The following is a 23,088-nucleotide window of genomic DNA, read 5'->3' on the forward strand; positions in this document are numbered from 1 at the left end:
ATTTATGGCGGCGAAAAAGCGCCCAGCGCGCACCACGCGGACGTCCAGGCGACCGCCTCGGAAGCGGTCCGGGACGACCGGCGGGTTGCGCAAGCGCAGCACCAAGACGGTCGCGCCGGATGTCGTCCAGGCGGCGCTCGCCGCCTTTGCCCATGAGGTCCGCACCCCCCTGACCGGCATCCTGGCGATCAGCGACCTGCTGGCGACCTCCGATCTCGGCGAGCGGGAACGGCGCTGGGCCGACACCATCAAGGCCGGTGCCGAGCATCTGGCGAGCCTTGCCACGCTGTTCGTGGATGCCGCCAGAACCGGCAAGGGCGCCAGCAAGGCCGGAAGTACGCTGCGGCAGGACCTGTTCGATCTCCGCACGCTCGCCCGCAGCGCCGGCGATTCACTGGCCGGGCGTGCCGCGGCCAAGGGTCTCCAGGCCCAGGTCGAGATCTCCGACAAGCTCCCCGGCCTCGTGGTCGGCGATCCCGTCCGCCTGCGCGCCGCGCTCGAGAACCTGATCGACAATGCCGTGAAGTTCACCGACCAGGGCGGCGTGGCGCTCGAGGTCGCGCCCTGGCGTCCTGCCAAAGGCAAGGCAAAGGGCAAGTCAAAAGAGAAGGGCAGGGTCGGCGTCGCCTTCGCGGTGTCCGACAGCGGCATCGGTCTGACCATGGCCGAGATCAAGCGGCTGTTCCGCCCGTTCACCCAGGCCAATGTCACCATTGCCTCGCGCTTCGGCGGCGCCGGCTTAGGGCTGTCCTCGGTCAAGCAATTGGCGCGCGCGATGGGCGGCGACATCACCGTCGCACCGCGCCGCGGCGGCGGCGCCACCTTTACGCTGACGGTGTCGCTCGATGCGGCGGGCCCCAGCAAATCCCGCAAGGCGAAGGGCGAGACCGAGGCGGATGCGGTCGCGGCGCTGCGCGTCCTCAGCGTCGAGGACAATCCGTTCGGCCGCGTCGTGCTCAACACGATTCTGACCGAGCTCGGCCATCATGCCGAGTTCATCGGGCGCGGCGAGGATGCAGTCGGCCGGCTGGCGCAAGGGGCGTTCGATGCGGTGCTGATGGATATGGTGCTGCCCGGCATCGACGGCGTCGAGGCCATCAGGCGGATCCGCACCATGCAGGCGCCGCTGGCTCGGATCCCGATCATCGGGGTGTCCGGTCGCGGCGAGGACGAGGCGGCCTCGCGCGAGGCCGGCGCCGACGCCTTCCTGGTCAAGCCTGTGTCTCCGCGGGCTTTAGCGACTGCGCTGCTTGAAGCGACACGCCGTGAGGAAGCCGTGACTTGATGATCGCGGCATTGAGCTCGCCGCCGTAAACGAAGATCGCCGCGATGAAATACAGGAACACCAGCGCGATGATCACCGAGGCGAGCCCCGCATACATCGTCACGTAATTGTTGGCGAAGCGCGCCAGATATTGTCCGAACACGATGCCGGAGATCAGCGACGCCACGATGGTGAAGACGATGCCGGGCAGGATCTGGAGGAAGCCGCGCCGTCCCGCCGGCAGCCAGACGTGCAGGATGATCAGCGCCACCACCAGTGCACCGATCGTGATGCCGTAGCGCAGCCAGGTGAGGATGCTTTCGTTGGACTCGACGAACAGCGGGATGTGGCGCCGCGCCGCCTCGATCAAGAGCGGTCCGAGCACGATCAGGAACGCCATGGCGAGCGCGGTGAAGGCCGCAATCAGCGTGTAGACAATCGATTCCAGACGCAGCCAGTACCAGCGCCGCATCTCCACCACCGCATAGGCGCGATTGAGTGCGACCCGGAGGGCCTCGACGCCGTTGGAGGCGAAATAGACCGACAGCGCCGCGCCAATCGTCAGAATGCCGGTGCGGGTCGTGGTCAGCACGTCATGCACCTCGCCCGAGATCGAATCGGCGACCTGCTTCGGCCAGATCTGCAGCATCAGGCTGGCGGCCTGGTCGGCGAGTTCCTTGGAGCCGAAGAAGCCCGCGAGTGAGGTCAGCACGATCAGGAACGGGAACAACGCCATCAGCGTCGACAGGGCGATGTGGCTCGCGATCGCCCAGCCGTCGTCGGCCAGGAACGTGTAGAACGCATCCTCCAAGACGCAGTAAATGTAGCGGATGGCTTTCACGTGGCACCTACACCGCTGCTCGCTCTCCCTGCACGTAGGGAGAGATCAGGAGAATAGGCAATGGGCGCAAATCGGAAATCATCGCGCTACCATCTGATATTCTTGCCCCAAAAGCCAGTTCGCGAAGCGCCTCGCTGTCATTCCGGGGCGCGCGCAGCGCGAGCTATGATGCGCAATTGCGCATCTGAGAATCCATTTCGCCGCAGTAGGGGTGGCCCGACGGATTCCTGGCTCGACGCTTCGCATCGCCCGGAAGGACGCCGGAGGCTGCCGCGGCACCATGGCGGACCGGCGCGCACGGTGTTATCACCCCCCAATGGCATCTCTCCTGACGACTTTCATCCTGCCGGCGGCAGCCGGCGCCGTGGCGTTGGTGCTGCTGCTCGGGCTCATCAACATGATGCGCGGCGGCTCGCCCAATACCTCGCAGAAGCTGATGCGCTGGCGCGTGCTGCTTCAGTTCGTGGCGATCGTCATCGCAATGCTCGCGGTCTGGGCGATGGGGCGGTAAGGCATGATCCGGACCCGAAGGGCCGCGTTAGCGCAAAGTGTGAAGCGGTTTTCCGACGAGATCATGCCCAAAATTAAGAGGCCTCTATGGTCGTACTGAATCGCATCTACACGAAGACCGGTGACGACGGCACGACGGCCCTCGGCTCGGGCGAGCGCCGCCCAAAATACGATCTGCGTATCGAGGCCTATGGCACGGTCGACGAAACCAATGCTGCGATCGGCGTGGTGCGGCTCCATACCCAGGATGCGCCCGAGCTCCACGCGATGCTGGGCCGCATCCAGAACGATCTGTTCGATCTCGGCGCCGACCTTGCGGTTCCGGAACGTGACGGCAAAGCCGAGCGCCTGCGGGTGGTGGCGAGCCAGGTCGAACGGCTCGAGCGCGACATCGATGCGCTCAACGACAAGCTCGCGCCGCTGACCTCCTTCGTGCTTCCCGGCGGCACTCCGGCTGCTGCTCATCTCCATGTGGCGCGCACGATATGCCGCAGGGCGGAACGGGTGATCGTGGAACTGGCGGCCCGACCCGGGGAGCAGGTCAGTGCAGCTGGCATCCAATATATGAACCGCCTGTCGGACTTCCTGTTCGTGGCCAGCCGAGCCGCCAACGGGAATGGCGCCGGCGACGTGCTCTGGGTTCCGGGCCAGAACCGCTGACCCATCGAGCTCTCGCATTTCAGAGGGCTAAAATTAGGCCCGTTCGCGCGTTGACCGGGGCAGATCGGGCCTTTAGGTTCCGCGCCAGTTGATAACCCCCCTCCTAAATTGAGTGAAAGAGGATCGATGAAGGTCTTAGTGCCGGTAAAGCGGGTGGTCGATTACAACGTCAAGGTCCGCGTCAAGGGCGATGGATCGGGCGTTGAACTCGCCAACGTCAAGATGTCGATGAACCCGTTCGACGAAATCGCGGTCGAAGAAGCGCTGCGCCTGAAGGAAGCCGGCAAGGCGACCGAAGTCGTGGTGGTTTCGATTGGACCTGCGCAGGCGTCGGAGACGATCCGCACGGGTCTTGCCATGGGCGCCGATCGCGGCATCCTGGTGAAGGCCGAGGGCACCGTCGAGCCGCTCGCGGTCGCCAAGATCCTGAAGAAGGTTGCCGAAGAAGAGCAGCCGGGCCTGATCATTCTCGGCAAGCAGGCGATCGACGACGACAGCAACCAGACCGGCCAGATGCTGGCTGCGCTGCTCGGCTGGTCGCAGGCGACCTTCGCCTCGAAGCTCGAGGTCGAAGGTTCTGACTTCAAGGTCACCCGCGAAGTCGACGGCGGTCTCCAGACCGTGAAGCTGAAGGGACCGACGATCGTCACCACCGATCTGCGTCTCAACGAGCCGCGCTATGCCTCGCTGCCGAACATCATGAAGGCCAAGAAGAAGCCGATCGCGGACAAGACCGTGGCCGATTACGGCGTCGACGTCGCTCCGCGTCTCGAGGTCGTCAAGACGACGGAGCCGGCCGGCCGCAAGGCGGGCGTCAAGGTCAAGGACGTCGCCGAGCTGGTGTCGAAACTCAAGAACGAAGCCGGGGTGCTCTGATGACGACGCTGCTGATTGCCGAACACGACAATGCGTCGCTCAAGGATGCGACCAACAAGGCCCTGACCGCGGCTGCCGCGCTCGGCGCGGACGTCGAGGTCCTCGTTGCCGGCCAGAACGCCAAGGCCGCGGCGGATGCCGCTGCCAAGCTTGCCGGCGTCAAGAAGGTGCTGCTCGCCGATGGCGAACTCTACGCGCACGATCTCGCCGAGCCGCTGGCCGCGCTGATCGTTTCGCTGGCCTCCGGCTATGATGCCATCGTCGCGCCCGCGACCTCGCGCTTCAAGAACGTGATGCCGCGCGTCGCCGCCCTGCTCGACGTCATGCAGGTCTCGGAAATCATCAAGGTGGTCGCCCCCGACACCTATGAGCGCCCGATCTATGCCGGCAACGCCATCCAGACCGTGAAGTCCAAGGACGCCAAGAAGGTCATCACGGTGCGGACCTCGACCTTCGCCGCAGCCGGCGAGGGTGGCAGCGCACCGGTCGAGACCGTCGCGGCGGCGGCCGATCCGGCCCTGTCGTCCTTCGTCGGCGAGGAGGTCGCCAAGAGCGATCGTCCCGAACTGACCTCGGCCAAGATCATCGTCTCCGGTGGCCGCGCCATGCAGAGCCGCGAGAATTTTGCCAAGTACATCGAGCCGCTCGCCGACAAGCTTGGGGCCGGTGTCGGTGCCTCGCGTGCGGCGGTGGACGCCGGCTATGCGCCGAACGACTGGCAGGTCGGCCAGACCGGCAAGGTCGTGGCGCCCGAGCTCTATGTCGCCGTCGGCATTTCCGGCGCGATCCAGCATCTGGCCGGCATGAAGGACTCCAAGGTGATCGTCGCGATCAACAAGGACGAGGACGCGCCGATCTTCCAGGTTGCCGATTACGGCCTGGTCGCCGATCTCTACCAGGCGGTTCCGGAATTGACGGCCGAACTTGGCAAGCTTGGCAAGTAAAAGACGCCAAAAACACCGGCCGGAGGCATAAACTCCGGCCGGTGTTTCATTTCTGAAGCGTTTTCTTTGGCGTGGGGCACGCCGGGGAAGCGATCCAATCTAGGTTTCGAGCCCGGGTTCTGATTAAATCAAGCTTCTGATCAAATCAGACCTCCCGGCTCGGGGGATAGCAGGCGCGCTCGTCGCGCGCCGTTCCGGTGGATGACATTATGGCGGCAGTGATCAAGAAGGTCGGCGTGATCGGCGCGGGTCAGATGGGCAACGGCATCGCGCATGTCGCGGCGCTGGCCGGCTTCGACGTGGTGCTCAACGACGTTTCGCCTGATCGCCTCAAGTCGGGCATGGCCACCATCAATGGCAATCTGGCGCGCCAGGTCTCCAAGAAGGCCGTCTCCGAGGACGACAAGGCCAAGGCGATGGCGCGCATCACGTCCGCCGAGAAGCTGGACGACCTCGCCGACTGCGACCTCGTGATCGAGACCGCGGTCGAGAAGGAAGAGGTCAAGCGCAAGATCTTCCACGAGCTCTGCGCGGTGCTGAAGCCCGAGGCAATCGTCGCCTCCGATACCTCCTCGATCTCGATCACCCGGCTTGCCGCCGCCACCGACCGGCCCGAGCGCTTCATCGGCATTCACTTCATGAATCCGGTGCCGCTGATGGAGCTGGTGGAGCTGATCCGCGGCATCGCCACCGACGACCAGACCTTCGAGGCGTCCAAGGAATTCGTTGCCAAGCTTGGCAAGCAGGTCGCGGTCTCCGAGGATTTCCCGGCCTTCATCGTCAACCGCATCCTGCTGCCGATGATCAACGAGGCGATCTACACGCTGTATGAAGGCGTCGGCAACGTGGAGGCGATCGACGCGGCCATGAAGCTCGGCGCCCACCATCCGATGGGCCCGCTGGAGCTGGCTGATTTCATCGGCCTCGATACCTGCCTCTCCATCATGCAGGTGCTGCATGAGGGGCTGGCCGATTCCAAGTACCGCCCGTGCCCGCTGCTGGTGAAATATGTCGAGGCCGGCTGGCTCGGCCGCAAGACCCAGCGCGGCTTCTACGATTACCGCGGCGCCAAGCCGGTTCCGACGCGCTAAGGCGGTTTCGTGCCCCGGACGCTGCGCAGCGCGTCAGCGATGCGCTGCAGAGCCGGGGCCCAGAAGCCTCGTGCACGCTGAAGCATGGGTCCCGGCTCTGCGGTGCGTCACTTCGTGCCGCGCCGCGTCCGGGACACAGACAAGAGGCCACACCACGGTCCTGTGACAATTCATGTCTCATTAACCCCTCGCGCCTAGGCTGCAGCCGGTAAGAGGGTTCGCGTAATGGACATGATGGCAATGGTCAGCACCATGCTGGCCGCTCAGCAAGGCGCGCTGCAGTCGAATATCTCGGCGACGCTGACCAAGCAGAACATGGACATGGAGAAATCCACCGTCCTGACGCTGATGGGTGCCGGGCAGCCTTCGCTGGCCAATGTCGGTGCCGGCGTCGGCGCCAATCTCAACGTCACCGCCTAAAAATCCCTAGAGCGCCGCGGCGGCCTTGCCCGTCGCCGCCCGGATCAGCTTGAGCGCGTCCTCGCTCGCCCATTCCGCCGGTCCCGCAATCGTCGCAATCTCGCAGCCTTGCGGATCGACCAGCACGGAGGTGGGCATGCCAAGCGCCCGGCCTATCGCCTTAAGATCTTGAAAAACCTTTGCTTTTTGGTCGCTGAAATAGCCGATCCTGGTCAGATTGGCCTCTTTCAGGAACGTCTTCGGCTTCTCGGGGTCGCGGGTGTCGATATTGATCGCCACCACCTCGAAATTCGGGCCCGACAGCTTGCTGTGGAGCTCGTCCAGCGCCGGCATTTCCTTCCGGCATGGCACGCACCAGGTGGCCCAGAGGTTCACCAGCAGCGTCTTGCCGCGGAAATCGGACAGCTTCTTCGGCTTGCCGTCGGCGTCCTCGAAGGCGAGGTCGGGCAGCTTCAGGGGGGCGCTCGCCATGGTCAGCGCCGCCAGCTCGCCGTGGGCGAGGGGGGCGATTTTCTGCGCCGTCGCAACCGCCGGCTTGCAGGCCGGATCGCCGCCAGGCGACCGGCCCAGGCCCAGTCCGTACAGCGCGGCGAAGCCGGCCAGCCCTCCGACCGCCACGGTGGCGATGACGAGGGGGACCCGGCGCGTGGCGGAGGGCGTCTTGTCGAGCATATCGTTTGTCATCCGGTCGCAGATATGGCTATCAGGGGCCTCTTAATACGGCTGGCGGCGGCCAGCAAACGTGCGGCAAATCAAGGCGTGAGCAGGGGATCATGAGCAACAAGATGTGGGGCGGCCGGTTCTCGGAACGTCCCGACGAGATCATGGAAGAGATCAACGTCTCCATCGACGTCGATCGTCACCTCTTCGCCCAGGACATTGCCGCGTCCAAGGCCCACGCTGCGATGCTTGCCAGCCAGGGCATCATCACGGGCTCTGATGCGAAAAATATCGGCAAGGGTCTAGACACGATTTTGTCAGAGATCGGCAAGGGCGGCTTCGAGTTCAAGCGCGCGCTTGAGGACATCCATATGAATGTCGAGAGCCGCTTGTCCGAGCTGATCGGCCCCGCCGCCGGCCGCCTGCACACCGCGCGCTCGCGCAACGACCAGGTCGCGACCGATTTCCGTCTCTATGTCCGCGATGTTCTCGACGAGACCGACGCGGCGCTCGCCGCGTTCCAGGCCGCGCTGGTCAATCGCGCGCTGGAGCATGCCGCCACCGTGATGCCCGGCTTCACCCATCTGCAGACCGCGCAGCCCGTGACCTTCGGCCATCATCTGCTCGCCTATGTCGAGATGGCCGCGCGCGATCGCGGCCGTTTCCAGGATGCGCGCAAGCGGCTCAATGAATCCCCGCTCGGCGCCGCCGCGCTGGCCGGCACCTCGTTCCCGATCGACCGCCACGCCACCGCGAAGGCGCTTGGCTTCGACCGTCCGATGGCGAACTCGCTCGATGCCGTCTCCGACCGCGACTTCGTGCTGGAGACATTGTCGGCCGCCTCGATCTGTGCCGTCCACATGTCGCGCTTTGCCGAGGAGATCGTGATCTGGACCTCGCCGCTGGTCGGCATGATCCGGCTCAGCGACAAGTTCACCACTGGGTCCTCGATCATGCCGCAGAAGCGCAATCCGGATGCCGCCGAGCTGGTGCGCGCCAAGACCGGCCGCGTCATCGGCGCGCTCAACGGTCTCCTGATCGTGATGAAGGGCCTGCCGCTCGCCTATCAAAAGGACATGCAGGAGGACAAGCAGGGCGCCATGGAGGGCTTTGCCGCGCTGTCGCTGGCGATCCGCGCCATGACCGGCATGGTCCGCGACCTCGTGCCTGACGAAGCCAAGATGAAGCTTGCTGCGGGCGAGGGCTATGCCACCGCGACCGACCTTGCCGACTGGCTGGTGCGGACGCTGAAAATGCCGTTCCGTGAAGCCCATCACGTCACCGGCCGCATCGTCGCCAAGGCCGCCGAGGGCGGCGTCGCGCTGCACGAGCTGCCGCTGAAGGAGATGCAGGCGATCGAGCCGAAAATCACCAAGGACGTGCTCGGCGTGCTCTCGGTCGAATCGTCGGTGAAGAGCCGCACCAGCTTCGGCGGCACCGCGCCGAAGAACGTGGCGTCGCAGGCCAAGGCCTGGGCGAAGCGGCTGGAAAAAGAGCGAAAATTGGGCTGAGGGGCAAAATTTCGCTTATGTTTCATGGTCATCCGGCTCTCGCCAGAGCGCGCCAATCTCTGTATGGTGCGCCCCGCGTAGTGGGGATTTCGTCGTGACGTCAAAGTTTCGCCCGGCCGGCTCGGGGTGGGCCATCATTGTCTTGAGCCTGACGGCGCTTGCGCTTGCCGGCTGCGGCCGCAAGGGCCCGCTGGATTTGCCGCCGACCGCCAACGCGCCCATGGCCAACGGTGCTGCGCCAACCGACACCGAGACCGAGGCCCAGAGGACGCCGAGCGTGTTCAATCCCACCTACGGTGCGGATGCCGCGCCCGCGGCGGCCAAGGGCAGGAAGAAACCGTTCATTCTCGATCCGCTCCTGGACGAACCTCCCGGCAAGAAATAAGCCGGGACAACCGAGCCTGCGTCATGAACCATTTCGACTATCGCAACGGCGTGCTGCACGCCGAGGCGGTGAACCTGTCCGAGCTGGCCGCAACCGTCGGCACGCCGTTCTATTGCTATTCGACCGCGACGCTGGAGCGGCACTATCGCGTCTTCACCGAGGCCTTCGCCGGCGAGAAGGTGCTGGTCTGCTACGCCATGAAGGCGAACTCGAACCAGTCGGTGCTGCGCACGCTGGCCAAGCTGGGCGCCGGCGCCGACGTTGTCTCCGGTGGTGAATTGAAGCGCGCGCTGGCCGCCGGCATTCCGCCGAATAAGATCCTGTTCTCCGGTGTCGGCAAGACCGAACAAGAGCTGCGCGCCGCGCTCGCCGCCGACATCCTCTGTCTCAACGTCGAATCCGAGCCCGAGCTCGAGCTGCTGTCGCGCCTGGCGACCGAGACGGGCAAGACCGCGCGCATCTCGCTCCGCGTCAATCCCGATGTCGACGCCGGCACCCACGCCAAGATTTCCACCGGCAAGTCCGAGAACAAGTTCGGCATCCCGATCGTGCATGCGCGAGAGGTCTATGCCCGCGCCGCCAAGCTCCCGGGCATCGAGGTAACAGGCACCGACGTGCACATCGGCAGCCAGATCACCGACCTCTCCGGCATGGAGACCGCCTTCCGCATCCTCTCCGAATTCGTGCAGACGCTGCGCGCCGACGGCCACAACATCTCCCATGTCGATTTCGGCGGCGGCCTCGGCATTCCCTATTACATGGACCGCGAGGCGCCGCCGGCGCCGGCGGCCTATGCCGCCATGGTCAAGCGCGTCAGCCACAATCTCGGCTGCACGCTGATGTTCGAGCCGGGCCGCATGATCGTCGGCAATGCCGGCATCCTGGTCGCCAAGGTGATCTATGTGAAGCATGGCGACGGCAAGAATTTCGTCATCATCGACGCCGCCATGAACGACCTCATTCGCCCGACGCTGTACGAGGCACATCACGACATCCTGCCGGTGAAGCAGCCCGCCAAGGGCGCGGCCACCATCATGGCCGATGTCGTCGGCCCGGTCTGCGAGACCGGCGACTATCTCGCACTCGACCGCACGCTGCCGACGCCCGCGCCCGGCGATCTCATCGCCATCATGACCGCGGGCGCCTATGGCGCGGTGCAGGCCGGCACCTACAACACGCGGCCGCTGGTGCCGGAGGTGCTGGTGAAGGACGATCAGTACGCCGTGGTCCGTCCGCGCATCGAGGTCGAGCAGCTGATCGCGATGGACACGCCGGCGCCGTGGCTGTGAGACGACGCCGGCTCAACAGCCGCGGTGTCGTCGCCGCGTAGGCGGGGAGTCATAACCACAGGAAGTGGTTATGACTCGAAGCTGGTGACTCCGAGCCTTCGCCAAACACCCTCCTGTGGCTATGGGTCCCGGATCTGCGCTTCGCTTGTCCGGGACGACGAGCGGAGATTGGGATCGCTACTTCCCCGTCACCCCACCCTTCGCTCCACCCACCACAACGCCCGCCTTCTTCTCGATCGGCTTGATCGCCGCGGTGAAATCGGACTCGGCGCCTTCCGCGCTGATCACGGTCTCCCACAACCGCCCGACCGCGTCGGCGACCTCCATCGACAGGCCGAGCTGCTTCATCTCCTCGAGCGCCAGCCGCACGTCCTTCACCATCAACCCCGTGGCGAAGCCGAAGTCGAAGCTGCGCGGCAGCACGGCGCGCGGAAACTTGTCTCGGCTCGCGGTGTTCATGCCGGAGCCGGCATTGATGACGTCGATCATGACGGCGGGATCAAGCCCGGCCTTCACGCCCATCACGACCGCTTCCGAGGTCGCCGCGATCGCGGTGGCCGACAGGAAATTGTTGGCGAGCTTCATGGTCTGCGCCGCGCCGGGCTTCTCGCCGATGAAGAACACTTTCCCGATCACGTCGAGGGCGGGCCTGAGCAGCTCGAACTCCGCCTTCGGCCCTGACACCATCACCGCCAGCGTGCCCTTCTCGGCACCGCCGACGCCGCCGGAGACGGGGCAGTCGATCTGCACGATGTTGCGCTTGGCGAGGAGGCCGTGAATTTTCACGGCCATCGCGGATCCGACGGTGGAGAGATCAATGAAGCGCTTTGCGCGGCTGCCCTCGATGACGCCGTTCGCTCCCGTTGCAACCTCGAGCGAAGCCTGCAGCGAGGGCAGGCTCGCCATCACGGTCTCGACCTGGTCGGCGACGTCCTTCGGCGATGTCGCTGGCTTAGCGCCGAGCGCTTCGAGCTTGCCCGTCACCTCCTTGCGCGTGTCGAACACGACGAGCCCGTGTCCCGCCTCGATCAGCCGCCGCGCCATCGGGAAACCCATGTTTCCGAGCCCGATGAATCCGATGTCCATAGTGTTTCCTTCTTTTTTCGTTGTCGTTTTGAAATACGCGCACTCCAGCCTCGATGTCGTCCCGGACAAGCGCGCCTTAGCGCGCGCAGATCCGGGATCCATAACCCCAGGGAGGAGTCGTGCTCAAAAGCGGTCACTCCGAGTCCCCGCAACCACATCTTCCTGTGGTTATGGGTCCCGGATCTGCGCTTCGCTTGTCCGGGACGACGGAGGTGAGGGCGTTGCGTCCCTGACCCCGCGTGCCCTCACGCCTTGCCGTCGATCTCCGCGAACACCTCGCGCGCGATGCGGAAGCTGTCGACGGCGGCGGGCATGCCGCCATAGATCGCGACCTGCATCAGGATCTCGCGGATCTCCTCGCGGCTGACGCCATTGGTCAGCGCGCCCTTCAGATGCGCGCGAAACTCGTGCTGGCGGTTGAGGATCGCGATCATGGCGATGTTGAGCATGCTGCGGGTCTTGCGCGGCAGCTCCTCGCGGCCCCACACCGTGCCCCAGCAATATTCGTTCAGCATCTCCTGGAACGGGCGGTTGAAATCGTCGACGTTCTTCAGTGCGTTGTTGACATAGGCCTCGCCCAGCACCGCTTTGCGGACTTCCAGGCCCTTGTCGTGCATCTTCTTGTCCATGGCGTTTCCTCTCTTGTCCCTCGGGGCGGCGCGGAAATTACGGGGTTGCCGCGGGCCAGTCACGTCCTCGTGTTATGCGGGAAAAGGGGTGTCTCCCGTGCCGGAACGGATGCCTCAGTGCTGCCGTTGTGATAGGCTTCTCTACCGGGCAACCTGGAGAGTTGATTGAACGGCGTCACCCCCGACCCGTCAGACCCGATCCGCAACAGCGATGCTCTGTCGCGGCTGAAGCTGGCGCAGGCCCTCGATCGGGCCATTTATGCCATCGCGTGGGAGCGTGCCTGGCCGAATTTGGCGCGGCTTCTGACCGTCGTCGGGCTGTTCCTGGTGGTGTCCTGGGCCGGCCTCTGGCTGGCGCTGCCGTTCATTGCCCGTGCCATCGGTCTCGTCGTTTTCGCCGGCATCGCCATTGCCGTCCTGTTTCCCTTGATTCGCTTCCGCTGGCCGAGCCGCGAGGAGGCACTCAGCCGGCTCGATCGTGGCTCCGGCATCCGTCATCGCCCGGCCACGACGCTGACGGACACGCTGTCCTCGCAGGACCCGGTCGCACAGGCGCTGTGGCAGGCGCAGCGCGAGCGTACGCTGGCCTCGCTCAAGCGCATCCGCGCCGGTCTGCCGCATCCGCGGCTCGCGCTGCATGATCCCTGGGCGCTGCGCGCGCTGGTCATGGTGATGCTGGTCGCGACCTTCTTCGCCGCCGGCGATGAGCGCGCGATGCGGCTCGGGGCCGCTTTCGACTGGAACGGCGTGCTGGCGCCGGCCAATGTTCGCGTCGATGCCTGGGTCACTCCGCCGCTTTACACCGGCAAGCCGCCGGTCATCCTGTCGGCCGCCAACAAGGAGGCCGCGGCGGTGCCCGCCGCCGGCCCGCTTGCCGTTCCCGCCGGCTCAACCCTGATCGTACGCTCCTCCGGCGGCAGCCTGGATGTCGTCGTCTCCGGCGGCCTCAAGGAGGCCGCTCCCGCGGAAGCCGCGCCCAAGGGCACCAACGAGAAGCATTTCACCATCACCGCAGACGGCACCGCGCATGTCCGCGCGCCCTCCGGCCAGCCGCAATGGGCGTTTGCGGCAACGCCGGACCGTGCACCGACGATCGCGCTCGCCAAGGATCCCGAGCGCCAGGCGCGCGGCGGGCTCCAGCTCTCCTACAAGATCGAGGACGATTACGGCGTCACCGGCGCGGATGCGCAGATTGCCTTGCGCCCCGCCGACGCCAAAGATGCCGTCAAGGATGGCAGCAAGGATTCCGACGGCAAGGCCGCGGCGCGTCCGCTGTTCCAGCCGCCGCAATTCCCGCTCGTGCTGCCGAACGCGCGCACCCGCAACGGCGTCGGCCAGACCGTGAAGGATCTCAGCGAGGACCCCTATGCCGGCGCCGACGTCACGCTGACGCTCACCGCCAAGGACGAGGCCGGCAACGAGGCCAGGAGCGAACCCTTCAACATGCGCCTGCCCGAGCGTCTGTTCACCAACTCGCTCGCGCGCGCGCTGATCGAGCAGCGCCGCATCCTCGCGCTCGACGCCAACAGGAATTCCGACGTCTACACCGCGCTCGACGCGCTCATGATCGCACCCGAATTGTTCACGCCGGATGCCGGCTGCTATCTCGGCCTCCGGAGTCTGGCGAGCCAGCTCGAGGCCGCCCGCACCGACGATGCGCTGCGCAACGTGGTGGCGAGCATGTGGGCCTTCGCGACGACCATCGAGGATGACGGCGTCGCCGGCAGTGTCAACGCCGCGCTGCGCTCGGCGCAGGATGCGCTCAAGGCGGCGCTGGACCGCGGAGCCAGCGAGGACGAGCTCAGGGTGCTGACGCAGAAGCTGCGTGAGGCCATGGCCGGCAAGGTGCGCGATCTCGCCCGCCGCGCCGAGCAGAATCCGCTCGGCGCCCGGCAGCCGTTCCCGGCGGAGGTCCAGCTCATCCTCGACAAGGCAGTCGAGCTGCGACAAAAGACCCAGCATGCGACGCCCGAGCAGCTCGCCGAGCTGGCGCAGCAGCAGGACGTCTTGCGCGAGCAGCTTCAGGCCTATCGCAAATCGGCGAACAGCCGTGCCAACAAGGCGGGGGACGACAAGACCAACCAGTTTACGCGGGACCGGAAATGCGGAAGCTAGCACCCGTGCCAGTCTTGAAGGCGATGTCGATCGCCTGCCTCGCCATGCTGTTGGGCGGCGTCTCGCCGGCCGCGGCTCAGCTGGATCAGGATCCCGATGCGCTGCTCGACAGCGCGGAAAAGGCGATGCAGGAATCCGGCGACAGCCTCAGGCAGAAGGAATCCGGGAAGAGCCTGAACAACCAGTCCGACGCCATTCAGAAGCTCGAGGAGTACAAGCGCGCCACGGAAAGAAGCCAGTCGTCCAATCGCGATCGTTCCGTCATCACGCAGCGCGATCTGGATGACCTGCTGCGGCAGATCGAGAAGGCGGCGCGTGAGGGCAATAAAGAGGCGGCCCAGCGCATGCTCGAGCAGCTCGCGCAGATCATGGAAAATCTCCAGATGGCGCAGCCCGGGCAGTCCGGCGAGAGCGACATGGAGCAGGCGCTGAACGAGCTCAGCGACATGATCCGCAAGCAGCAGCAATTGCGCGACAAGACTTTCAAGCAGGGCCAGGATTCCCGGCGTGACCGCTCGCGCGGCAAGCCGCAGGGCGACCAGTCGATGTCGGACCTGCAGCAGGATCAGCAGTCGCTGCGCGACCGCCTGAAGAAGCTGCAGGACGAGCTCGCCAAGCGCGGCCTCGCGCAGAAGGGACAGAAAGGCCAGAAGGGTCAGCAGGGTCAGAAAGGGCAGCAGGGCGATCCGGGCCAGAGCGGCGATCAGGACGGCGACCAGGGTGATGATGACGGCAGCCTCGATGCCGCCGACGGCGCCATGGGCGATGCCGGCTCGAAGCTCGGCGAAGGCAATGCCGATGGCGCCGTGGACTCGCAGGGCAAGGCCCTCGACGCGATGCGCAAGGGCGCGCAGAAGATGGCCGAGGCGATGCAGCAGGGCGATGGCGACGGGCAGGGCGATGGTCCCGGCAATCGGGCCGGCCGGCAGCAAAGCGGCGGCAATCAGACCGATCCGCTGGGCCGCCCGCTTCACGGCCGCGATCTCAGCGACGACTACACCGTCAAGATCCCGGGCGAGATCGACGCCCAGCGCGTCCGCCGCATCCTCGAAGAGCTCCGCCGCCGCCTCGGCGACAGCTCGCGCCCGCAGATCGAGCTCGATTACATCGAGCGGCTGCTGAAGGATTTCTGAGGCGAAGTCGCCACAAGCTCACTGTCATCGCCCGGCTTGCCGCCTTCGCTGAAGCTTCGGCGTGCCAGCGCCGTGTGGGCCTTGGCGGAGCCGGGACCGGGCGATCCAGTATTCCAGAGACAGCAGTGACTAAGTCGATAGGCCGCGGCGTACTGGATGCCCCGGTCCCGGCTCCGCGATGCTACGCCGGGCCCACGCGGGTACTCGGCCGGCGAAGCGTCAGCGAAGACGGCAAGCCGGGGCATGACAGCGGTATGTGTGGTTAAGGTTGCCCGCCACTACCCCTTTTTCGCCGCCAGCGCGTCCGCCACCGCGGTGCGGATGTCGGCGACCGAGAACGGTTTTGTCACGACGTCGTGCACCAGCGCATTGAGGTTCGAGGCGCGCTCGCGCTGGTCGGCAAAGCCGGTCATCAGCAAGATGGTCAAATCGGGAAAATCGCGCGCGGCGGAGAGCGCCAGCGCGATGCCGTCCATGATAGGCATCTGGATGTCGGTGAGCAGCAGGTCGAAGGCGCCGTCCTCGCGGGTCAGGATCTCCAGCGCCTCGGCGCCGTCCTGCGCGGTGACCGTTTCGTGCCCGTCCATGGCGATGGCGCGCGCCACCAGCGTGCGCATCGAATCTTCGTCATCGGCGATCAAGATCTTCGGCATGAGACCAACTTTCGGACCAACCTCGGTACCGGGCGGCGCGATTATACGCTGCCGCCGGCAATGTCGCGCCGGTTGAAGAAGCGAACGTCGATATTGCGGCCTTCCGGCGGCGGCGAGGCCAGGCGGGAGCGGAAGAAGGCGCGCTCGCCGGGCCGCAGCACGGTCTGCTCCAGCACCGTATTCCAGGCGTAGATCTCGGCGCCTTGCCCGTCGCGCACGGCAAAGCGCAGCCGCGGAATGTCGAGCGGCTTCTTGCCCTCGCCGACGATCACACCCTCGATCACCAGCACCTGCTTACCGTCCACGGTCTCGCTGGACAGCTTCACGTCCTTGAAGGCGAGGCCCCGCAGGTTCACCTCGAGCCCGACCATCTTGTAGAAGGCGGCGGTCTGCGGCAGCAGCCGCACCATGTCGCCGCGCCAGATCACCAGCGCCAGAACCAGCGCGCCCATGGCGGCGCAGGCGGTCGGCAGGCCGAAATGGGATTTTTTGGGCGACGCGGTGGCGACTGGACGGCTCACCCGCGCGCCGCGGCGGCCGAACAAGCCGCGGAACCAGGACTGGTGCTGCGCGCCGACGACCTCCTCCTCGGCTTCCCGGGCGGCCGCGGACCACTCGTCTTCGGTTTCCTTGGCCTCTTCGTCGGGCCAGTCGCTGGCAATCGAGGGGCTGTCGACGACGGGCGCATCAGTGGCGCCGTCGTCCTTGGCATAGGAGTTCCATTGCTCGGCAAGATCGGTCTGGTCGTCGGCCTGGCTGGCCGCGGCCATGGCCGGGACGGATGCCTCCTCGATGGCATCCTCGGCATGGGCGATCCAGGTCTCCTTGCAGCGGGAACAGCGGACCGCCCGTCCGTTCGCCCCAAGGCTCGCAAGCTTGATGGCGTAGGATGTCATACAATGGGGGCAGACGATATGCATGGACGAGCCTTGACGATGACCGCGTCGGGGAGAGCCGCGCGGCAAGGATGCTACGATGTATGCTACAGCGCGACCGTTAACGAACCGGAAACCATAACGGCGGCAAAACCCGTTGGTCGCGTATGGCGGAGCGCAGCAGTGCGACCCGCGTCCCCTCTCGAACGGAGCTGAGCTTGGTTCGGTTCGAAAATGTCGGATTGCGTTACGGTCTGGGGCCGGAGATCCTGCGCGACCTCAGCTTCCAGATCCCGGCGCATTCGTTCCAGTTTCTTACCGGCCCCTCCGGTGCCGGCAAGACCTCGCTGCTGCGCCTGTTGTTCCTGTCGCACCGGCCGACGCGGGGACTCGTCAATCTGTTCGGCCACGACATCTCGCGTCTCGGCAAGGACGAGATCGCCGATTTGCGCAAGCGCATCGGCATCGTGCTGCAGGATTTCCGCCTGCTCGATCACATGACGACCTATGAGAACGTGGCGCTGCCGTTCCGCGTCATGGGCCGCAGCGAGTCGAGCTATCGCAAGGAGGTGATCGACCTGCTGCGCTGGGTCGGGCTCGGCGACCGCATGGACGCGCTGCCGCCGATCCTGTCGGGCGGCGAGAAGCAGCGCGCGGCGATCGCGCGCGCCGTCATCTCGCGGCCGCAACTGCTGCTCGCGGACGAGCCGACCGGCAGCGTCGATCCGACGCTCGGACGCCGCCTGCTGCGGCTCTTCATCGAGCTCAACAAATCGGGCACCGCCGTCATCATCGCGACCCACGACATCGGCCTGATGGACCAGTACGAGGCCCGGCGGCTGGTGCTGCACCAGGGACGGTTGCACGTCTATGAGTAGGACCGACGAGCGCGGCGTGTTGGTCGACCTCGGACAGGAGCGTCCGCAGCTTCCGGCCAACGCGCGCAACATGTCGCCGATCGTGCCGCGGGCCTCGATCCAGGGCCGCGCGCTGGTCGCCGTCGTCGCCATCATGACCTTCCTCGCATCGATGACCACGGGCACGGTGCTATTGGTGAGCGCATCCGCCGCGGAATGGCAGTCGGACGTCGCCAGCGAAATCACCATCCAGGTTCGCCCGCAGGCCGGCCGCGATCTCGAACGCGACACCGCGGCGGTGACGGAGGCGATGCGTGCGCAAGCCGGCGTCGTCGAGGTCAAGCCGTTCACCCGGGAGGAGAGCGGCAAGCTGCTCGAGCCCTGGCTCGGCACCGGGCTGTCGATGGACGACCTGCCGGTGCCGCGCATGATCATCGCGCGCGTGCAACCCGGCACGCTGCTCGATCTCGGCGTCTTGCGCGCGCGCGTGACCCAGGTCGCGCCAAGTGCCAGCGTCGACGATCACCGCGCCTGGATCGAGCGGATGCGCTCGATGACCAACGCCACCGTGCTCGCCGGCCTCGGCATCCTCGCGCTGGTCATCATCGCCACCATCATCTCGGTCTCGTTCGCGACCCGTGGCGCCATGGCGGCGAACCGTCCGATCGTCGAGGTGCTGCATTTCGTCGGCGCCGGCGACCGCTACATCGCCAATCACTTCCTGCGTCATTTCCTGAGGCTGGGCCTCGAGGGCGGCGTGATCGGCGGCGGCGCCGCCATGCTGGTGTTCGGCTTCTCCGAGTCGATCGCCGGCTGGTTTTCCGGTACCCCCGTCGGCGACCAGTTCGCGGCGCTGCTCGGCACCTTCTCGCTGCGGCCATCCGGCTACATCGTGCTCGCGGCCCAGGCCGTGCTGATCGGCGCCATCACCGCGGTGGCCTCACGCCAGACCCTGTTTGCGACGTTGAACGATGTGGATTGAGTTCTTTCTTCCGTTCTCCCGCAGGAGAGGGCGAAGAAACCGGACTCCACTTCGCCTCAAAACCTTTTAAAATCACCTCAGGGAAGGGATCACCGACATCATATGACCTCGCCGACCGATGATCGATCGCCGAACCTGCCGCGCGGCTGGCTGCGCGCGGCATTGGTGTCGACGATTGCGCTCGCCTTCGTCGGCGCGGCGGCGGGCTTCATCGCGTTCCTGTCGCAATTGCGCGGCGCCGAGATCGCCCCAAGCCGCAAGGCAGACGGCATCGTGGTCCTGACCGGCGGCTCCTCGCGGGTGTCGGACGCGATGGAGCTGCTCGCTGCCGGCTACGGCAGGCGGCTCCTGATCTCCGGCGTGCACCCGACGTCGACGGCGAGCGACATCTCCCGGACGTTGCCGGAGAACCAGTCCTTCATGACCTGTTGTGTCGATCTCGACCGCACCGCGCTCTCGACCCGCGGCAATGCGGCGGAGGCGCGGCGCTGGGCCGACGGCCGTCGGTTCAAATCGCTGATCGTGGTCACCTCGAACTATCACATGCCGCGCGCGCTGGTGGAATTCTCGCATGCGATGCCGCAGACGACGTTGATCCCATTCGCGGTGGTCGGCGACAAATGGCGCGAGGAGCCGTGGTGGACCTCGGCGTCCACCTTGCGGCTGCTGCTGTCGGAATATGTCAAGTACGTCGCGGCCGAGCTCAGGGTGCGGCTGGAGGATTTCGGGATTGACCTTTCGCCCGAGATGTCGGAGCAGCCTGCAGGTCATCAGCCAAAGCGGCCCGCCACCGCCCAAGCCAATTAACAAGCCAAATTGATCGGCAAATTAATCGGCAAAATAATCGGATCGTCGATGTTCCTGATCTTCCTGCGCTCGCTCGTGTTCAACGTGCTGTTCTACGCCGTGCTGGTCTGCCTCGCGATCGTGGCGCTGCCGACCTTCGCATTGCCGCCGCGCGCCATGCTGACGGTTGCGGAATGGTGGGCCAAGGCGACGCTGGTCCTGATGCGCGTGGTCTGCAACATCAAGGTCGAATTCCGCGGGGTCGAGAAGATACCGCAGGGGCCGCTGGTGATCGTGGCAAAGCACCAGTCGTTCTGGGAGACGTTCGTGCTGCCCGGATTCTTCAATCGTCCGATCTTCATCCTCAAGCGTCAGCTCATGCAGATTCCGGTGTTCGGCCAGTTCCTGGTCAAGACCGGGATGATCGCGATCGATCGCAAGGCCGGCGTGAAGGCGCTCTTGGACATGACGCGGCGGGCGCGCGAGGCGGTGCGCTCGGGCCGGCAGCTCGTGATCTTTCCGGAAGGCACGCGCCGCGCGCCGGGCGCGCCGCCCGACTACAAGACCGGCTTCGCGCAGATCTATTCGTCCTGCGGCGTGCCGTGCCTGCCGATCGCGCTCAACTCCGGCCTGTTCTGGCCCCGCCGCACCTTCATGCGCTATCCCGGTACGCTCGTGGTGGAATTCCTCGATCCGTTGCCGTCAGGTCTGCCGAAGGATGAGTTTCTCTCCCGTGTGCAAACGGCCATCGAAGAGGCAACCAACCGCCTCGTCGAAGCCGGCCGCAAGGAGCAGGAGCAATTGATCGGCGCCTCGCCGAGTTACGCCCCGTCGGAGAGCTAGCGGCTCTCTCGATCGTCGGGAGCCGGCGGGTGCAGGGAATGGGCATCGCCATGCAGCATGGTCGCGAGCTGATGCAGCTGGGCGTCGCGAAAGCCTTCGGCCTCGATCGCCTTCACCGTCGCGGTGACATAGTCGCGATTGGCGCCGGACTGGCCGTGGCCCTGGACGACATGGCGGTGCTGCTCGGCGAGCGAGAGGCGGCCGGCATATTGCACATGGCCGCGGTCGACGACATAGGCGAGCGCGGAGACGCGCTGGCGCGCATCGTTCTCCAGCCACACCGAGCGCATCACCTCGCGATAGACCGAGGTGACCTGCTCGCGCGCCCGCAAATACGCGACGACCTCAGTGCGGTTCTTTTCAGCGACACGGAAGGCGATGCCGCGGCAGGCGCCGCCGCGGTCGAGCCCGAGCACCAGGCCTGGCTTCTCCGGCGTGCCGCGATGGACGAAGGAATAGACGCAGAGCGCCCGGTGCTCGCCGACCAGCCGCGCCGGGACGCGCTCCTCGAAGTCGAAGCCCGGTCGCCACATCAGCGAACCGTAGCCGAACACCCAGAGGTCGCCCGTGGCTGTCGTGACGGAGGGGAGGGTGATTTCGGACATTTCGGGCACGGCTACCAGAACCGCGCCCCCAAGCGAAGTGAATTCTCCGCCTTTCGTCGGGGGCTGGCCTCGCTTACATTTGCCAAAATCTGGGGCCAAAGGGTCGCCGCATGTCCAATATGACCGTTGCCGCAGGCCGCCGTTCCCGTTGGGGCCTTTTCATCGCCCCCCTCCTCGTCCTGATCCTCGCCGTCGCCTGGAGCTGCTTCTGGTTCTATGCGGCCTCGCAGGCCGAAGTGGCCGCAGATGCCTGGCGGGCGCAGGAGGCCAAGTCCGGCCGCATCTATGATTGCGCCAAGCGCTCGATCGCCGGATTCCCGTTCCGCTTCGAGGTCCAGTGCTCCGGCGCCAGCGTCGCCCTGGTCTCGCAGAACGCGAGCAAGACGCCGTTCACGGCCAAGCTCGACAACATCCTGGTCGTTGCGCAGGTGTACGATCCCAAGCTCGTCATCGCCGAATTCTCCGCGCCCGCGACGCTGACCGACGGTGTCACGCAAAACACCTTCGTGGTGAACTGGAGCAAGGGCCGCAGCAGCGTGGTCGGCCTGCCGGCGGTGCCGGACCGCGCCTCGATCGTGTTCGACGATCCCAACATCAATCGTCTCGACGGCAGCATGCAGGTGCCGCTCGCGCGTGCCAAGCAGGTCGAACTGCACGGGCGCCTCGCGGACGGATCGCCAGCCGATCATCCCGTGATCGAGACCGTGCTCCATGTCGCGCAGGGCAGCATCCAGGGCGTTCATCCCTTGCTCGCCGAGCCGTTCGAGGCGGACACGCGCGCCAAGATCACGGGCCTCTCCGACCTGACGCCAAAGCCCTGGCCGCAGCGCTTCCGCGAGATCCAGGCCGCCGGCGGTCATATCGAGATCGTGCAGTCGCGGATCCAGCAGGGCGAGATGATCGCGGTTGCGGCCGGCACGCTTGGCCTCTCCGCCAATGGCCGGCTCGACGGCGAACTGCAGATGACCGTCACGGGCCTCGAGCGCGTGATCCCGGCGCTCGGCATCGAGAAGATGCTCGAGGAGGGCGTGCCGCAGGCAACGCTCGATCGCGTCGCGCCCGGCGTGAAATCGCAGGACCTCAACAATCTGTTCGGCGCGCTCGACCGAGCCGTGCCCGGCCTCGGCAAGGTGATCAAGCAGAACGCCAATGCCGGCGTCGCCGCCGGCATCAACTCGATCGGCACCGAGAGCACGCTGGAAGGCAAGAAGGCGAGAAGCTTCCCGCTGAAATTCGTCGACGGCGCCGTGCTGCTCGGCCCGGTCAAGGTCGGCCAGATCCCGCCGCTGTATTAGAGCGTGGGCTGAGTTCACCACGTGATCAACGGCGCACGATGCAGCCAGGCATCGGCGCGCAGTTGATCCAGGACGAAGGTCGCAACGTCCTGTCGCGATATGCTTCCTCCACGGAAGTCGGAGAGGTCCGTCAGGGCTCGGACCGAGCCGCGGCCGGGCTTGTCGTTCAGGACTGAGGGCCGAACGAGAACCCAGTCGAGCCCGCTGTTTCTGACGATGGCCTCCTGGCGGTTTTTGTCGGCGTACACCTTGCGCAAGAGCAGCGGGAAAATCAGATTGTCGAAAACAAACCCGCCATGGCCGGCGCTATCACCTGCGCCAATTCCGGTGATGCAGACGAGGCGCGAGACTTGTTGCGCCTTCATCGTATTCACAAGCATGCGTGTCGCCGCCGAGAGCAGCGTCACCTCGCGGAACGGGCTCGCCGGTGTGCCGAGTGCGCTGACAACGGCATCACGGCCCTTGAGTGCCTGACGCAAGGCGATCTCGTCGCGGGCATCGCCGATGATGAGATTGGCACCCTTCAGATCACGCGCTTTCTCGCCAGAACGCACGAGCGCCGCGACGTCGTACCCTCGCGCCACCGCCTGGTTGACGATCAGGCGGCCGGTGGCGCCGGTCGCGCCAAGGATCAGTATCTTCGGTGGGACAGTCCGGATGTTATCGGTTTCGGAGTCTTGCATGGTCGTGACCTCGGAATGCGGGACGTCTCCGTGGAGGCCGCCCCCTGGTTCATGTTCGTTGTGACGATCAGAGCTTGCCTTCCGCGAGCAGCTCG

25 protein-coding genes are annotated in these 23,088 nt (G+C 65.8%); 17 read left to right on the forward strand and 8 right to left on the reverse strand.

Annotation, left to right across the window (positions count from 1 at the left end):
• Positions 1 to 4: 4 nt before the first annotated feature.
• Positions 5 to 1,285, forward strand: a complete 1,281-nt coding sequence (locus tag XH81_RS22620) for an ATP-binding protein (RefSeq protein WP_028139919.1) — start codon at positions 5 to 7, stop codon at positions 1,283 to 1,285.
• On the opposite strand, the gene XH81_RS22625 is transcribed toward XH81_RS22620, so the two are convergent.
• Positions 1,212 to 2,105, reverse strand: coding sequence for a YihY/virulence factor BrkB family protein (locus XH81_RS22625; RefSeq protein ID WP_028139920.1), 894 nt, complete (start codon positions 2,103 to 2,105; stop codon positions 1,212 to 1,214). The genes XH81_RS22620 and XH81_RS22625 overlap by 74 nt on opposite strands.
• A 316-nt stretch (positions 2,106 to 2,421) precedes the next feature.
• Here XH81_RS22625 and XH81_RS22630 point away from each other — a divergent pair, with 316 nt between their 5' ends.
• The 6 genes from XH81_RS22630 to XH81_RS22655 all read left to right on the forward strand — a co-directional run bounded on the left by XH81_RS22630 (position 2,422) and on the right by XH81_RS22655 (position 6,606).
• Entirely contained in the window at positions 2,422 to 2,616 is a 195-nt protein-coding gene (locus XH81_RS22630; RefSeq protein WP_028139921.1) for a twin transmembrane helix small protein, read from the forward strand.
• Between the two features lie 86 nt (positions 2,617 to 2,702).
• A complete protein-coding gene (locus XH81_RS22635; protein WP_028139922.1) occupies positions 2,703 to 3,275 on the forward strand; it encodes a cob(I)yrinic acid a,c-diamide adenosyltransferase in 573 nt (190 codons plus the stop codon).
• A 126-nt stretch (positions 3,276 to 3,401) separates the two neighbouring features.
• Positions 3,402 to 4,151, forward strand: a complete 750-nt coding sequence (locus XH81_RS22640; RefSeq protein ID WP_018316267.1) for an electron transfer flavoprotein subunit beta/FixA family protein — start codon at positions 3,402 to 3,404, stop codon at positions 4,149 to 4,151.
• The gene (locus XH81_RS22645) at positions 4,151 to 5,095 is read left to right on the forward strand and encodes an electron transfer flavoprotein subunit alpha/FixB family protein (protein WP_028139923.1); all 945 of its coding nucleotides are present in this window, start codon (positions 4,151 to 4,153) and stop codon (positions 5,093 to 5,095) included. Before XH81_RS22640 ends, XH81_RS22645 begins: the two co-directional genes overlap by 1 nt.
• A 209-nt stretch (positions 5,096 to 5,304) precedes the next feature.
• Positions 5,305 to 6,186, forward strand: coding sequence for a 3-hydroxybutyryl-CoA dehydrogenase (locus XH81_RS22650; RefSeq protein ID WP_028139924.1), 882 nt, complete (start codon positions 5,305 to 5,307; stop codon positions 6,184 to 6,186).
• A 225-nt stretch (positions 6,187 to 6,411) separates the two neighbouring features.
• Positions 6,412 to 6,606, forward strand: coding sequence for a hypothetical protein (locus tag XH81_RS22655; protein ID WP_028139925.1), 195 nt, complete (start codon positions 6,412 to 6,414; stop codon positions 6,604 to 6,606).
• 6 nt (positions 6,607 to 6,612) lie between these two features.
• On the opposite strand, the gene tlpA is transcribed toward XH81_RS22655, so the two are convergent.
• A complete protein-coding gene (gene tlpA, locus XH81_RS22660; RefSeq protein ID WP_028139926.1) occupies positions 6,613 to 7,278 on the reverse strand; it encodes a thiol:disulfide interchange protein TlpA in 666 nt (221 codons plus the stop codon).
• A gap of 101 nt (positions 7,279 to 7,379) precedes the next feature.
• On the opposite strand from tlpA, the gene argH reads away from it, so the two are divergent.
• The 3 genes from argH to lysA all read left to right on the forward strand — a co-directional run bounded on the left by argH (position 7,380) and on the right by lysA (position 10,451).
• Positions 7,380 to 8,777: an argininosuccinate lyase gene (argH, locus tag XH81_RS22665; protein WP_028139927.1), complete on the forward strand. Its 1,398-nt coding sequence runs from the start codon at positions 7,380 to 7,382 to the stop codon at positions 8,775 to 8,777.
• 94 nt (positions 8,778 to 8,871) lie between these two features.
• On the forward strand, positions 8,872 to 9,162 hold the full coding sequence (lptM, locus tag XH81_RS22670; protein WP_028139928.1) for an LPS translocon maturation chaperone LptM: 291 nt from the start codon (positions 8,872 to 8,874) through the stop codon (positions 9,160 to 9,162).
• A gap of 23 nt (positions 9,163 to 9,185) precedes the next feature.
• A complete protein-coding gene (gene lysA, locus XH81_RS22675; RefSeq protein WP_028139929.1) occupies positions 9,186 to 10,451 on the forward strand; it encodes a diaminopimelate decarboxylase in 1,266 nt (421 codons plus the stop codon).
• A gap of 177 nt (positions 10,452 to 10,628) precedes the next feature.
• On the opposite strand, the gene XH81_RS22680 is transcribed toward lysA, so the two are convergent.
• Positions 10,629 to 11,537 carry an NAD(P)-dependent oxidoreductase gene (locus XH81_RS22680; protein WP_028139930.1) on the reverse strand — a complete coding sequence of 303 codons (909 nt, stop codon included), beginning with the start codon at positions 11,535 to 11,537 and terminating at the stop codon, positions 10,629 to 10,631.
• A gap of 245 nt (positions 11,538 to 11,782) precedes the next feature.
• Positions 11,783 to 12,166, reverse strand: a complete 384-nt coding sequence (locus tag XH81_RS22685) for a carboxymuconolactone decarboxylase family protein (RefSeq protein ID WP_018316258.1) — start codon at positions 12,164 to 12,166, stop codon at positions 11,783 to 11,785.
• A gap of 165 nt (positions 12,167 to 12,331) precedes the next feature.
• On the opposite strand from XH81_RS22685, the gene XH81_RS22690 reads away from it, so the two are divergent.
• Both XH81_RS22690 and XH81_RS22695 read left to right on the forward strand, forming a co-directional pair.
• Entirely contained in the window at positions 12,332 to 14,281 is a 1,950-nt protein-coding gene (locus XH81_RS22690; protein WP_028139931.1) for a TIGR02302 family protein, read from the forward strand.
• Entirely contained in the window at positions 14,269 to 15,414 is a 1,146-nt protein-coding gene (locus tag XH81_RS22695; protein WP_028139932.1) for a DUF4175 family protein, read from the forward strand. The genes XH81_RS22690 and XH81_RS22695 overlap by 13 nt, the downstream gene beginning before the upstream one ends.
• Positions 15,415 to 15,692: 278 nt before the next feature.
• Here XH81_RS22695 and XH81_RS22700 read toward each other — a convergent pair whose 3' ends face one another.
• Together XH81_RS22700 and XH81_RS22705 are read right to left on the reverse strand one after the other, a co-directional pair.
• Positions 15,693 to 16,067 carry a response regulator gene (locus XH81_RS22700; protein ID WP_028139933.1) on the reverse strand — a complete coding sequence of 125 codons (375 nt, stop codon included), beginning with the start codon at positions 16,065 to 16,067 and terminating at the stop codon, positions 15,693 to 15,695.
• Between the two features lie 41 nt (positions 16,068 to 16,108).
• Positions 16,109 to 16,987 carry an MJ0042-type zinc finger domain-containing protein gene (locus tag XH81_RS22705; RefSeq protein WP_028139934.1) on the reverse strand — a complete coding sequence of 293 codons (879 nt, stop codon included), beginning with the start codon at positions 16,985 to 16,987 and terminating at the stop codon, positions 16,109 to 16,111.
• Between the two features lie 173 nt (positions 16,988 to 17,160).
• Here XH81_RS22705 and ftsE point away from each other — a divergent pair, with 173 nt between their 5' ends.
• The 4 genes from ftsE (at position 17,161) to XH81_RS22725 (ending at position 20,410) form a co-directional block, all read left to right on the forward strand.
• The gene (ftsE, locus tag XH81_RS22710) at positions 17,161 to 17,820 is read left to right on the forward strand and encodes a cell division ATP-binding protein FtsE (protein ID WP_020508614.1); all 660 of its coding nucleotides are present in this window, start codon (positions 17,161 to 17,163) and stop codon (positions 17,818 to 17,820) included.
• Positions 17,813 to 18,781, forward strand: a complete 969-nt coding sequence (locus XH81_RS22715; protein ID WP_028139935.1) for a cell division protein FtsX — start codon at positions 17,813 to 17,815, stop codon at positions 18,779 to 18,781. The genes ftsE and XH81_RS22715 overlap by 8 nt, the downstream gene beginning before the upstream one ends.
• A 102-nt stretch (positions 18,782 to 18,883) precedes the next feature.
• Complete coding sequence (locus XH81_RS22720) at positions 18,884 to 19,588, forward strand: YdcF family protein (protein ID WP_028139936.1); 705 nt, start codon at positions 18,884 to 18,886, stop codon at positions 19,586 to 19,588.
• A 48-nt stretch (positions 19,589 to 19,636) separates the two neighbouring features.
• Positions 19,637 to 20,410: a lysophospholipid acyltransferase family protein gene (locus XH81_RS22725; protein WP_028139937.1), complete on the forward strand. Its 774-nt coding sequence runs from the start codon at positions 19,637 to 19,639 to the stop codon at positions 20,408 to 20,410.
• Here XH81_RS22725 and XH81_RS22730 read toward each other — a convergent pair.
• The gene (locus XH81_RS22730) at positions 20,407 to 21,015 is read right to left on the reverse strand and encodes a gamma-glutamylcyclotransferase (protein ID WP_028139938.1); all 609 of its coding nucleotides are present in this window, start codon (positions 21,013 to 21,015) and stop codon (positions 20,407 to 20,409) included. The genes XH81_RS22725 and XH81_RS22730 overlap by 4 nt on opposite strands.
• A gap of 110 nt (positions 21,016 to 21,125) precedes the next feature.
• Between XH81_RS22730 and XH81_RS22735 the strand changes: the two genes are divergently transcribed.
• Entirely contained in the window at positions 21,126 to 22,310 is a 1,185-nt protein-coding gene (locus XH81_RS22735; RefSeq protein ID WP_028139939.1) for a DUF2125 domain-containing protein, read from the forward strand.
• Positions 22,311 to 22,324: 14 nt separating this feature from the next.
• On the opposite strand, the gene XH81_RS22740 is transcribed toward XH81_RS22735, so the two are convergent.
• Positions 22,325 to 22,993 carry an NAD(P)-dependent oxidoreductase gene (locus tag XH81_RS22740; protein WP_038948514.1) on the reverse strand — a complete coding sequence of 223 codons (669 nt, stop codon included), beginning with the start codon at positions 22,991 to 22,993 and terminating at the stop codon, positions 22,325 to 22,327.
• Between the last annotated feature and the right edge of the window lie 95 nt (positions 22,994 to 23,088).

It is taken from the genome of Bradyrhizobium sp. CCBAU 25360, from assembly GCF_028128695.1.
GTDB lineage: Bacteria > Pseudomonadota > Alphaproteobacteria > Rhizobiales > Xanthobacteraceae > Bradyrhizobium > Bradyrhizobium ottawaense.

Bases quoted from the DNA above. Each gene is read 5' to 3' on its own strand.
- XH81_RS22620 (WP_028139919.1), top strand. From the start codon at position 5: ATGGCGGCGAAAAAGCGCCCAGCGCGCACCACGCGGACGTCCAGGCGA.
- XH81_RS22630 (WP_028139921.1), top strand. From the start codon at position 2,422: ATGGCATCTCTCCTGACGACTTTCATCCTGCCGGCGGCAGCCGGCGCC.
- XH81_RS22635 (WP_028139922.1), top strand. From the start codon at position 2,703: ATGGTCGTACTGAATCGCATCTACACGAAGACCGGTGACGACGGCACG.
- XH81_RS22640 (WP_018316267.1), top strand. From the start codon at position 3,402: ATGAAGGTCTTAGTGCCGGTAAAGCGGGTGGTCGATTACAACGTCAAG.
- XH81_RS22645 (WP_028139923.1), top strand. From the start codon at position 4,151: ATGACGACGCTGCTGATTGCCGAACACGACAATGCGTCGCTCAAGGAT.
- XH81_RS22650 (WP_028139924.1), top strand. From the start codon at position 5,305: ATGGCGGCAGTGATCAAGAAGGTCGGCGTGATCGGCGCGGGTCAGATG.
- XH81_RS22655 (WP_028139925.1), top strand. From the start codon at position 6,412: ATGGACATGATGGCAATGGTCAGCACCATGCTGGCCGCTCAGCAAGGC.
- tlpA (WP_028139926.1), bottom strand. From the start codon at position 7,278: ATGCTCGACAAGACGCCCTCCGCCACGCGCCGGGTCCCCCTCGTCATC.
- argH (WP_028139927.1), top strand. From the start codon at position 7,380: ATGAGCAACAAGATGTGGGGCGGCCGGTTCTCGGAACGTCCCGACGAG.
- lysA (WP_028139929.1), top strand. From the start codon at position 9,186: ATGAACCATTTCGACTATCGCAACGGCGTGCTGCACGCCGAGGCGGTG.
- XH81_RS22680 (WP_028139930.1), bottom strand. From the start codon at position 11,537: ATGGACATCGGATTCATCGGGCTCGGAAACATGGGTTTCCCGATGGCG.
- XH81_RS22685 (WP_018316258.1), bottom strand. From the start codon at position 12,166: ATGGACAAGAAGATGCACGACAAGGGCCTGGAAGTCCGCAAAGCGGTG.
- XH81_RS22695 (WP_028139932.1), top strand. From the start codon at position 14,269: ATGCGGAAGCTAGCACCCGTGCCAGTCTTGAAGGCGATGTCGATCGCC.
- XH81_RS22700 (WP_028139933.1), bottom strand. From the start codon at position 16,067: ATGCCGAAGATCTTGATCGCCGATGACGAAGATTCGATGCGCACGCTG.
- XH81_RS22705 (WP_028139934.1), bottom strand. From the start codon at position 16,987: ATGCATATCGTCTGCCCCCATTGTATGACATCCTACGCCATCAAGCTT.
- XH81_RS22715 (WP_028139935.1), top strand. From the start codon at position 17,813: ATGAGTAGGACCGACGAGCGCGGCGTGTTGGTCGACCTCGGACAGGAG.
- XH81_RS22720 (WP_028139936.1), top strand. From the start codon at position 18,884: ATGACCTCGCCGACCGATGATCGATCGCCGAACCTGCCGCGCGGCTGG.
- XH81_RS22725 (WP_028139937.1), top strand. From the start codon at position 19,637: ATGTTCCTGATCTTCCTGCGCTCGCTCGTGTTCAACGTGCTGTTCTAC.
- XH81_RS22730 (WP_028139938.1), bottom strand. From the start codon at position 21,015: ATGTCCGAAATCACCCTCCCCTCCGTCACGACAGCCACGGGCGACCTC.
- XH81_RS22735 (WP_028139939.1), top strand. From the start codon at position 21,126: ATGTCCAATATGACCGTTGCCGCAGGCCGCCGTTCCCGTTGGGGCCTT.
- XH81_RS22740 (WP_038948514.1), bottom strand. From the start codon at position 22,993: ATGCAAGACTCCGAAACCGATAACATCCGGACTGTCCCACCGAAGATA.